The following is a 10,000-nucleotide window of genomic DNA, read 5'->3' as shown; positions in this document are numbered from 1 at the left end:
CGTCCTGCTGTACGAGGACGAGCTGCGCGAGAGCGTCCCCGCCGAGCCGCACGACCGTCCCGTGCACGCGGCGGTGACCCCGGCGGGGGTGCGGCGGTTCGGCGGGTAGGGCGCGGCGGTTCGTGAGCCGGCGCGGGGCGCGGCCGGTGGCGGTACGGGCGCGGTCCGCGTGCGTACGGGCGGGGCGGCCTTCGGCGGAGTACGGGTGAGGGGCGCCCCCGTCGTGGGAGCGCCCCTCAGCCCTACCGCCGTGCGGACCCGTACCGCCGCCGTTCCTGCGCGGCGGGTGGCTCAGGGTTCCAGGATCAGCGTGTCCTTGGTCCCCTTCTTCACCGCCGAGTCGCTGTAGGCCCAGGGCAGCGTCTCACCCTCGGTCCACTTCTCCGTCTGGTCGGTGTAGTGGGCGCTGTAGGCGTGGCCCGAGGCGCCCGTCAGGTTGATCCAGCGGGATTTGTCGAGATCGGCGAGGTTCACGATCATCCGCATCGACGGGACCCAGACGACGTCGTAGCCGCCCGCCGCGTTCCACCCGGTCGCGTCGACCGCCGCCTCGCCGCCGCCCAGCTTGTACGGGCCGCGGTTGAGCATCCGCTGGAGGAAGCCGGGGCCGTCGGTGCCGAGCGTCTGGTTCTTCAGCGTGAGCTGGTGCAGGCGGCCCCAGCTCCAGGTGTCGATGTCCTTGCCGAGCTTCGCGGTCAGCTCCCAGCGGGCGTCCTTCATGGCGCGCGCGAAGAGGCCGTCGCGGGTGGCGGTCGCCTTGTCCTTGCGGGTCTTGGGCGAGGACCACCACTGGCTCTTCGGGTCCTTCACCAGCTTGCGGACGACCTCGTACCAGCGGTCGCCGCCGTCCGGCTGCGCGCTGTCCGCGTCGCGCTGCCCGCACTCGCGCACCCGGGTGTCCTCGTCGACGGGGCCCGTGGTGCCGGCCGGCTCGACGTTGAGGCACTCGCCCTCGACCCGTACCTCCTTCGGCAGCTTCTGGCCGAAGGCAAGGGTCAGGATGTTGCGCCACACGCCGTTGAAGTACGCCGCCGCGGCCGAGTCGGGTTCCTGGGTGTAGTCCCAGCCCTCCAGGAGCTTCTGCGCCTCGCGGACGTACGGGTCCTTGACGTCGATCTTCAGCAGGTACGGCGTGAGCAGGCGGGCGATCTCGCTGCTGTTGTCCATCTGCATGGAGGTCATGTCGTCGGTGGAGATCTTCCCGCCGCCCTTGATCTTCGACTTGATCAGGTCGGTGATCCGCTCGCTGCGGGTGCCGTATCCCCAGTCGCTCGTCAGCTCATAGGGATAGTTGTCCTTGTCGACGACGGCCTGGTTGGCGGTCACGATGTAGCCGCGCGCCGGGTCGTACTCCCAGGGCAGCTCGTCCTGCTTGATCCAGCCCTGCCAGTCGTAGTCGGAGTCCCAGCCGGGCGCGGGCAGCGAACCGTCGTCGCCCTTGGCGCGGACCGGGATCTTCCCCGGCGCCTGGTAGCCGATGTGGCCCTGGGTGTCGGCGTAGATGAGGTTCTGCGAGGGGACCTCGAAGAGCGTGGCGGCGGAGCGGAACTCCTTGAAGTCCTTCGCCTTGTCGAGCGCGAAGACCGCGTCCATCGAGCGGCCGGGGTCGAGCGCGGTCCAGCGCAGCGAGACGCCGTAGCCGTCGCCGCGGTCGGGCGCCGCGCTCGCGACGGGCGCCTTCTTGCCGACCTTGGTCAGCTCGTCGTCGCGGTCGGAGATGAGCGGGCCGTTGTCGGTCTCCCGGACGGTGATGACCTTCGACGTGCCGCCCGCGACCTTGATGGTCTCCTTGCGGGACCTGAACTTCTTGATCTTGCCGTCGACCTGGTAGCCGTCGCTCGTGACCTTCTCCAGGTAGAGGTCGGTGACGTCGGCGCCGAGGTTCGTCATGCCCCAGGAGATGTCGCCGTTGTGGCCGATGACCACGCCGGGCATGCCGGAGAAGGTGTACCCGGAGACGTCGTACTGGCACTTCGCCGAGACCGTCCGGCAGTGCAGCCCCATCTGGTACCAGACCGAGGGGAGCTGCGGGGCGAGGTGCGGGTCGTTGGCGAGCAGCGGCTTGTTCGTCGTCGTGTACTTGCCGGAGACGACCCAGGAGTTCGAGCCGATGCCGTTGCCGCTCGGGCCGAGCAGGTCGGGGACGCGGTCGAGCGCGTCGTAGACGCCGGTGAGCTTGTCGCTGATGGCCTCGGCGTCGGTGGAGCCGAAACTGCCCTGGGTGGCGGTGCCGGTGGTGCCGGTGCCGGTGGTGCCGGTGCCGGTCGCGTTGGTGCCGGTGACGTCGGTGCCGGTGGCGCCGGTGTTCGTGGCGTCGGTGCCGGTCGTACCCGTACCGGTGCCTGTACCTGTGCCTGTGCCGTCGGTTCCGGTGGACGTGTCGTCGCCGGTGCCCGTGCCCATTCCGCCGGGGGAGCCCTTGTAGTCGGGGTCGTACTTGCCGGTGACCGGGTCGACGCCGCCGCCCTGGATGATCGGCGCGTTCTTCTCGTACGGGTACTCGGGGTAGAGGTCCTTGATCTGCTTCGCGCTGAGGCGGCTGCTCATCAGCGAGCGGTCGATCTCGTCCTGCATGTTGCCGCGCAGGTCCCAGGCCATCGCCTTGAGCCAGGCCACCGAGTCGACCGCGTCCCACTTCTGCGGCTTGTAGTCGTTGGTGAAGCCGAGCGCGGCGTACTCCAGCGAGATGTCCTTGCCGTCCTTGCCCGCGAGGTAGGCGTTGACGCCGTTGGTGTAGGCGTCGAGGGAGCGCTTGGTGGCGGCCGACAGCTTCGTGTCGTACTCCTTCTGCGCCACGTCCCGCCAGCCGAGCGTGCGCAGGAAGGCGTCGGTGTCCACCTGGCTGTCGCCGAACATCTCGGAGAGCCGGCCCGAGGTCGTGTGGCGGCGTACGTCCATCTCCCAGAAGCGGTCCTGGGCCTGGACGTAACCCTGCGCCATGAAGAGGTCGGCGTCGCTGTCCGCGTAGATCTGCGGAATCCCGTAGGCGTCGCGGCGGACCTCGACCTTGCCGCTCAGGCCCTTGAGCTGGAGCGTCCCGCTCGTCTGCGGGTACGAGGCCCGCACGGTGCTCACTCCCCACCAGCCGCCGTACCCGACCCCCGCCACGACGACGAGGACCAGGAGGATCACGAGGAGGCGGGCTCGACGCCCTTTCTTCCTGCCGGACTTATGACCGGAAGAGGGGGTTGTATTCGCGGGCATCGCTGTCCTTGCTGTCCTTCGAGCGGCCGAGCGGGCGGAATCGTCCGGGCGGAGAGTCACCCCAACGCTGGAGCAACCATAGGCGCAGCGCCTGTAGGCCAAGGACGCGGTACGGGGGCGGAGGCCGGGCCCGGAGGCCCGTTCGCCCCGCTGCACACGGCACTTGAGCACTCCCCCGCCCGACCGGCTTGCCCCTTGTGTGCCGACTTCTCCGGTGCAAGGCGGTCGTATCTCCGCATGGTCAGACGCACTCCCGCCAGGGAGCCGGTTCGCGAAGACGCATCAAGAAACCGTTAACGATTAGGTAAGGTAACGAAGTAACCGGGGTCGGCTCTGTTCCGGAGCCGTCCCCTCCGCCCGGCTCGTACCCTTGCCGGCGCCTCTTCCCCATCCGCCCCGGCGGATACCCGTTCCCGCTCCCGCGGAAAGGAACCGGCCCCTGACTGTCGACCACCTCAACCAGCTCCTGCTCATCTCCGCCGTCGTCCTCCTCGTCGCCGTCGCGGCCGTGCGCCTCTCCTCGCGCAGCGGCCTGCCGAGCCTGCTCGTCTATCTCGGCATCGGTGTCGTCATGGGCACCGACGGCCTCGGCAACGTGTCCTTCGACGACGTCCGGCTCACCCAGGTCATCGGCTACGCGGCCCTCGTGGTGATCCTCACCGAGGGCGGGCTCGGCACGAAGTGGAAGGAGGTCCGCCCGGCGCTGCCCGCCGCGGCGGCGCTCTCCACGGTGGGCGTCGGGATCAGCGTCGGGATCACCGCGCTCGGGGCGCACTACGTGGTGGGCCTCGACTGGCGGCCCGCGCTGATCATCGGCGCGGTGGTCTCCTCGACGGACGCGGCGGCGGTCTTCTCGGTGCTGCGCAAGGTGCCGCTGCCCTCCCGCATCACGGGCACGCTGGAGGCGGAGTCGGGCTTCAACGACGCGCCGGTCGTCATCCTCGTCGTGGCCTTCTCCACGGCCGGCCCGGTCGAGCACTGGTACGTCCTGCTCGGCGAGATCGCGCTGGAACTCGCCATCGGGGCGGCGGTGGGGCTCGCCGTGGGCTGGCTCGGCGCGTACGGGCTGCGCCACGTCGCGCTGCCCGCCTCGGGCCTCTACCCGATCGCGGTCATGGCGATCGCCGTCACCGCCTACGCCTCGGGCGCCCTCGCCCACGGCAGCGGTTTCCTCGCGGTCTACCTCGCCTCGATGGTGCTCGGCAACGCCAAGCTGCCGCACTGGCCCGCGACCAGGGGCTTCGCCGAGGGACTCGGCTGGATCGCGCAGATCGGCATGTTCGTCCTGCTCGGCCTGCTCGTGACCCCGCACGAACTCGCCTCGGACATGGTGCCCGCGCTGCTCATCGGCCTCATCCTCACCGCGCTCGCCCGCCCGGCCTCGGTCCTGCTGAGCCTGCTGCCCTTCCGGCGGCCGTGGCGCGAACAGGCGCTCATGTCGTGGGCGGGGCTGCGCGGCGCGGTGCCGATCATCCTGGCGACGATCCCCATGGTCGGCGGGATCAAGGACAGCCAGCACATCTTCAACATCGTCTTCGTGCTCGTCGTCGTCTACACCCTCGTCCAGGGCCCGACCCTGCCCTGGCTCGCCCGCCGTCTGGGCCTCGGCAACCGCGCCGAGACCGCGGACCTCGGTGTCGAGTCCGCGCCGCTGGAGCGCCTGCGCGGCCACCTCCTGTCGGTCGCCGTCCCCGGCGACTCGCGGATGCACGGCGTGGAGGTGAGCGAACTGCGCCTGCCGAAGGGCTCCGCCGTCACGCTCGTCGTCCGCGAGGGCACCAGTTTCGTCCCCACCCCGACCACGACCCTGCACCGCGGCGACGAACTCCTCGTCGTCGCCACCGACCCCGTCCGCGAAGCCGCCGAGGACCGCCTCCGCGCGGTCGCCCACGGCGGCAAGCTCGCGGGCTGGCTGGGCCCCGAGGAACCGGGCCGCCCGACCACGGGCACGACCTCGGGGGCCGCCTCCGGGGCGACGTCCGGGGCGACCTCCGGCGCGGTGGCCGGGGCGGGACGCATGGGGATGGGCTCGGGGGCGGGGTCCGGCTCGGGTGCGGGACGCGCGGGGACGGGACGCGCGGGTGCGGGACGGACGGGGGCTGGTGCGGGGCGGAACGGGGCGGGTGCAGGACGGAACGGGGCGGGTGCGGGTCTAGCCGGTGCGGGTCGTGCCGGTGCCGGGCGGTTTGGCGCGGGCGGGCCGGGAGCTGCCACGCGGGAGCAGGGAAGCGGACAGGGTGGGGGCCGTTCACTGGGCCGCCTGCGATTCAGCCGGTCCGCGGACGTGAGCGGGCGCGGCGACAGCGGAAAGGTCCGCGCGGAGTACGGCGAACCGGGCACGGCGAGCGGGCCGGGGGCGGAGCGCCTGGCGGCGGACGGGCCGGGGACGGGTGGCGCGGCCGGTATGGGTGCAGCCGGTATGGGCGTCGGCGGCGCGAGCTCGGGCGGCTCGGCCAGTACAGGCGGCACCGGCGGTTCGGCCAGTACAGGGGGATCGGCCGCTGGGGGCCGCTCCGGGGATGCCTTCGTGCCCGAGGAGCGGGAGGCTCCGGCGGCCGAGCGGCGCGACACCGGCTCCGTGCCCCCGATGCCGCCCGCCTCCTCGGTACGTGAGAAGGCGCGTGAACACGCGGCCCGAGACGCGGCCGACACCGGGGATTCCGCACCGGAGGACCTCCGCCCGGCGGAGGAACACCAGGCCGAGGGGGCCGGGATCGGGGAGCCGGACGAGGAGCGGGACCCGGCCTGAGCTGCCACGGCCTGCCCTCGCCGCCGCTGCCGGGCTCCCGGCTGCGAGGGCGCGCGGACGCCCGCACCCGTCATACGATGGGGGCGCATCACTGACCGACCAACTCTGCCTGACGCAGAGCTGGCGCGACCGTATGGCGGCCGTGACGCCCTCCCGGGCGCTGGTATCTACCGCAGTCCCGCGCGAGTGGACAGCTCTCGGTGCCTCTCCGTCGAGGCGCTACCAGGCGGCAGAAAGGTGTGCGCCGTGGCAACCACGGTCGCCTCCTCGTCCGGCCCCGGCTCCCCCAAGAGCGCACCCCCGCGCCGCCCCGGCTACGGACAGCTCCTGCGCACCCCCGGCGTCGCCGGCTTCCTCCTCTCGGGCTTCGCCGCCCGGCAGCCCTTCGGGATGCTGACCATGGGCATGGTCATGCTCGTGGAACACACCACCGGTTCCTACGGCAACGCGGGCGCCGTCGCCGCGGTCACCGGCGTCTCCATGGCCCTCTTCGCCCCGCAGAACGGCCGGCTCGCGGACCGCCACGGACAGCGCACCGTCCTCGTCCCCGGTGTCCTCGTCCACGCCGTCTCGGTCGTCGCGCTCGCCGCCCTCGCTCTTGCCGACGCGCCACTGTGGGCCCTGTTCCTGCTGGCCGTCCCGGCCGGCGCGTCGGTGCCGCAGGTCGGCCCGATGGTGCGGGCACGCTGGGCGGGCAAGCTGGCCGGCAGCCCGCTCCTCCCCACGGCCGCCGCCTTCGAATCGGTCACCGACGAGTTCACGTTCGTCATCGGACCGGTCCTCGCGACCGCGCTGTGCACCGGCGTGCACCCCGTCGCCGGTCTCGCCGCCGAAGCCACCCTCACCCTCGTCGGCGGCCTGCTCTTCGCCGCCCAGCGCGCGGGCCTGCCGAGCGGCGCACACCACAACCCCGCCGCCGGACCGGACGGTGACACGGAACGCGGCGGGGCCACCACGAGGCGGACGGGCGCGGGCGGCCCGGGGTCCCGGACGGCGACGACCAGGCCGCCCTCGGCACTGCGGGTGCCGGGCGTCCGGGTGCTGGTCGTGGCCTTCCTCGGGATCGGGGTGGTCTTCGGCGGTATGCAGGTGTCTCTCACGGCTTTCGCCGAGGAGTCGGGTCACTCCGGCGTCAACGGCCTCCTTTACGGGATCTTCGCCTGCGGGAACATGCTCTCGGGCGCCGCCGTGGGCGCGATCGCCTGGAAGCGGCCGGCGCACGGCCGGCTGCTCGTCGGTTACACGGCCCTCGCCGTGGTGGCCTCGACCCTGTGGGCCGTGCACTCCGTTCCTCTCTTCGCCGTGGTCGGTTTCCTGACGGGGCTCTGCGTCGCACCCTCCCTGGTGACCGGGTACACCCTGGTCGACGCGCTGGTGCCGGCCCGGGCCAGGACCGAGGCGTTCACCTGGCTCACCGGCGCGGTGGCGCTGGGGCAGGCGGCGGCGGTGACGGCCGCGGGAAGGCTCGCGGACGCGCACGGTTCGCAGGCCGGGTTCCTGGTCCCCGCCCTCGGCACCCTGGCCGCCCTCCTCACGCTGGCACTCCTGCGCCAGCGACTCGTACCGGCCACCGCCAACCCGGCCGACGCCGACCCGGCAGACGCCGCCGAGGTGCCCGTGTCAGGCGTGTGATCGGTCACCGGGACTCGTCGGCAGTGGACTGACGGCGCGGAATACGTCACTATGGAGTGTCGTTAGCACTCATCGAGTCAGAGTGCCAGGAGGAAGCAAGTGCCGACGTACCAGTACCAGTGCACCGAGTGCGGTGAGGGCCTGGAGGCCGTCCAGAAGTTCACGGACGACTCGCTCACCGAGTGCCCGAACTGCGGGGGCCGCCTGAAGAAGGTCTTCTCCGCTGTCGGCATCGTCTTCAAGGGCTCGGGCTTCTACCGCAATGACAGCCGGGGTGCGTCGAGCAGCAGCTCCCCCGCGACCAAGCCCTCGGCCTCGACCGGTTCGGACACCCCCGCGAAGCCCGCGGCGGAGAAGAAGTCGGACGCCGGTTCCAGCTCGTCGAGCAGCAGCTCCTCCAGCAGCACCTCGCCGGCACCCGCCGCCTGAGACCTGCCTGCGGTCGCCCGCCACGGACGGGCCTGTCCCCCGCGGTGCGGACAGGCCGGTCCCGCACCGTGGACGGGCCGGTTCCCCATGGCGTGGACGGGTTGGTTTCCATGCCGTTAACCGCCCGCCCCCCCCCACCGTGGGCAGAGCAGTTCCCCGGCCGTGGGCAGACTTGCTTGCTGGTCGCGGACAGGTCCGTCACCTGTTGGCTCGCGCGTAGGCGTGGCCTCCGGCCTCGGCCGGGATCGCCGACTCCTCCCATCGAGAGCCGGCCCCGCAGTGACGGCGACGGACCATCCGCTTCCTCGTCCGGGCCCCGTTCCTCCGCTCCGCCGGAGGGGCGGGGCCCGGACGTGTTCCTGGTGGTGTCCCGATAATGTGCCGCCATGTCGAACACCACCTCCACCAGCCCCGCTGTGCCCGGTGCCGCGGGCCCCTCGGGGCCCCGGGCCGATATCGGGGTCATCGGCGGTTCAGGCTTCTACTCCTTCCTCGAAGACGTCACGGAGGTCTCGGTCGAGACTCCGTACGGCCCGCCGAGTGACTCCCTCTTCCTCGGCGAGGTGGCGGGCCGACAGGTCGCTTTCGTGCCCCGGCACGGGCGCGATCACCACCTGCCGCCCCACCGCATCAACTACCGCGCCAACCTCTGGGCGCTGCGCTCGGTCGGCGTGCGGCAGGTACTCGGGCCCTGTGCGGTGGGCGGACTGCGACCCGAGTACGGTCCTGGCACCCTGCTCGTGCCCGACCAGTTCGTCGACCGTACGAAGGGCCGGGCCCAGACCTACTTCGACGGTGAGCCACGTGCGGACGGCGCCGTGCCGAACGTCGTGCACGTCTCCCCCGCCGATCCGTACTGCCCGACGGGACGGTCCGTCGCCCTCACCACGGCCAGGCGGCACGACTGGGACGTGGTGGACGGCGGAACGCTCGTCGTGGTGGAGGGTCCGCGGTTCTCCACCCGTGCCGAATCACGCTGGCACGCGGCGCAGGGCTGGTCGGTGGTCGGGATGACCGGGCATCCGGAGGCGATGCTCGCTCGTGAACTGGAGCTCTGCTACACCTCGTTGACGCTGGTCACCGACCTGGACGCGGGCACCGAGACGGGGGAGGGCGTCTCGCACCAGGATGTGCTGGAGGTCTTCGCGGCGAACGTCGACCGACTGCGGACGGTCCTTTTCGACGTCGTGGCAGATCTTCCGGCTACGGAGGACCGGGCCTGCCTGTGCACGAAGGCCCTCGGGGGATGGGACCCCGGGTTCGCGTTGCCGTAACCGTAGAACACATCGGGCGGTCCGTGTCGAGCCGGGAAAAAACGCTCACTCGTTCGGGTTGTGGATATCTCGGCAAGCCCCTAGTTATCCACAGGCGGTCATCGAGTGTCAGTCCGCTCGGGCAGGGTGTGCTTGTCCGCTTCGTACCGACGCTCGGCCGGCCACGTGGCGGACGCGGTGGTGGCGCGTCCCGTGTCACCACCGGGCCCATCCCCCGGTACGAACGGACCGCACACCATGACGTACACGCCTCCCGCCGCCCTTTCCTCCCTGCCGCGCGACCCCTCGCGGGCGCCGTTCGCAGCCGACGGCCTCGGGTACGAGACCTCGGAGCACCAGTCCCTCGGACGTGCCTTCACGAAGCAAGACTTCCGGGGGTCCGAGCCCCCGGGACAGGGCTTCGCGGGGGACGACTTCACGACGCACGAGCTCGCGGGACACCACGTCCACGACAACGCGCGGGACGGCACCCGCTCCAGCGGTGGTACGGGGACGGGGCCGCCGGGGCGCGAAGTACCGCCGACCCGTACGGTCCCGCTCTTCCCGCCGCTGCCCGTGCGCCGTGCGGGACTGGGCCGGCTGTGGCCCGGGCGCCTCCCGGGCCGGGGCTTGGCGCTCGCGCTCCTGGCGCTCTGCGGCGGACTCCTCGTCGCGGTCCCTTTGCCGGGGGCCGGTGCTCCGCCGGCGAAGGCCGCCTCCGGGCCGGGGCCCG

The 10,000-nt window shown here is 72.0% G+C and carries 5 protein-coding genes and 2 pseudogenes; 6 read left to right on the top strand and 1 reads right to left on the bottom strand.

Translation table 11 applies throughout. From position 1 onward, the window contains the following. Positions 1–109, top strand: a pseudogene (locus G3I42_RS37495) (5-formyltetrahydrofolate cyclo-ligase); the annotation flags it as partial. A 182-nt stretch (positions 110–291) separates the two neighbouring features. Here the strand turns inward: G3I42_RS37495 and G3I42_RS10645 are convergent. Next, positions 292–3,204, bottom strand: a complete 2,913-nt coding sequence (locus G3I42_RS10645) for a penicillin acylase family protein (protein ID WP_203606631.1) — start codon at positions 3,202–3,204, stop codon at positions 292–294. A 439-nt stretch (positions 3,205–3,643) separates the two neighbouring features. On the opposite strand from G3I42_RS10645, the gene G3I42_RS10635 reads away from it, so the two are divergent. The 5 genes and pseudogenes from G3I42_RS10635 to G3I42_RS10610 form a co-directional block, all read left to right on the top strand. Further along, positions 3,644–5,953 carry a potassium/proton antiporter gene (locus tag G3I42_RS10635; protein WP_203606634.1) on the top strand — a complete coding sequence of 770 codons (2,310 nt, stop codon included), beginning with the start codon at positions 3,644–3,646 and terminating at the stop codon, positions 5,951–5,953. 246 nt (positions 5,954–6,199) lie between these two features. Then, positions 6,200–7,585, top strand: a complete 1,386-nt coding sequence (locus G3I42_RS10630; RefSeq protein WP_164284701.1) for an MFS transporter — start codon at positions 6,200–6,202, stop codon at positions 7,583–7,585. Between the two features lie 99 nt (positions 7,586–7,684). After that, the gene (locus G3I42_RS10625; RefSeq protein WP_164284698.1) at positions 7,685–8,014 is read left to right on the top strand and encodes an FmdB family zinc ribbon protein; all 330 of its coding nucleotides are present in this window, start codon (positions 7,685–7,687) and stop codon (positions 8,012–8,014) included. Between the two features lie 386 nt (positions 8,015–8,400). Next, entirely contained in the window at positions 8,401–9,288 is an 888-nt protein-coding gene (locus G3I42_RS10615) for an S-methyl-5'-thioadenosine phosphorylase (protein WP_164284695.1), read from the top strand. Between the two features lie 237 nt (positions 9,289–9,525). After that, positions 9,526–10,000 (top strand): annotated as a pseudogene (locus G3I42_RS10610) (hypothetical protein); the annotation flags it as partial.

This window comes from Streptomyces sp. SID11385 (assembly GCF_010548245.1).
GTDB lineage: Bacteria > Actinomycetota > Actinomycetes > Streptomycetales > Streptomycetaceae > Streptomyces.
The sequence above is the reverse complement of the archived record's forward strand: the minus strand, read 5'-3'. Positions and strand labels throughout refer to the sequence as shown.

What these genes read in the sequence shown, in the direction of transcription:
- G3I42_RS10615 (WP_164284695.1), top strand. Translation starts at nt 8,401, where the DNA reads ATGTCGAACACCACCTCCACCAGCCCCGCTGTGCCCGGTGCCGCGGGC.
- G3I42_RS10645 (WP_203606631.1), bottom strand. Translation starts at nt 3,204, where the DNA reads ATGCCCGCGAATACAACCCCCTCTTCCGGTCATAAGTCCGGCAGGAAG.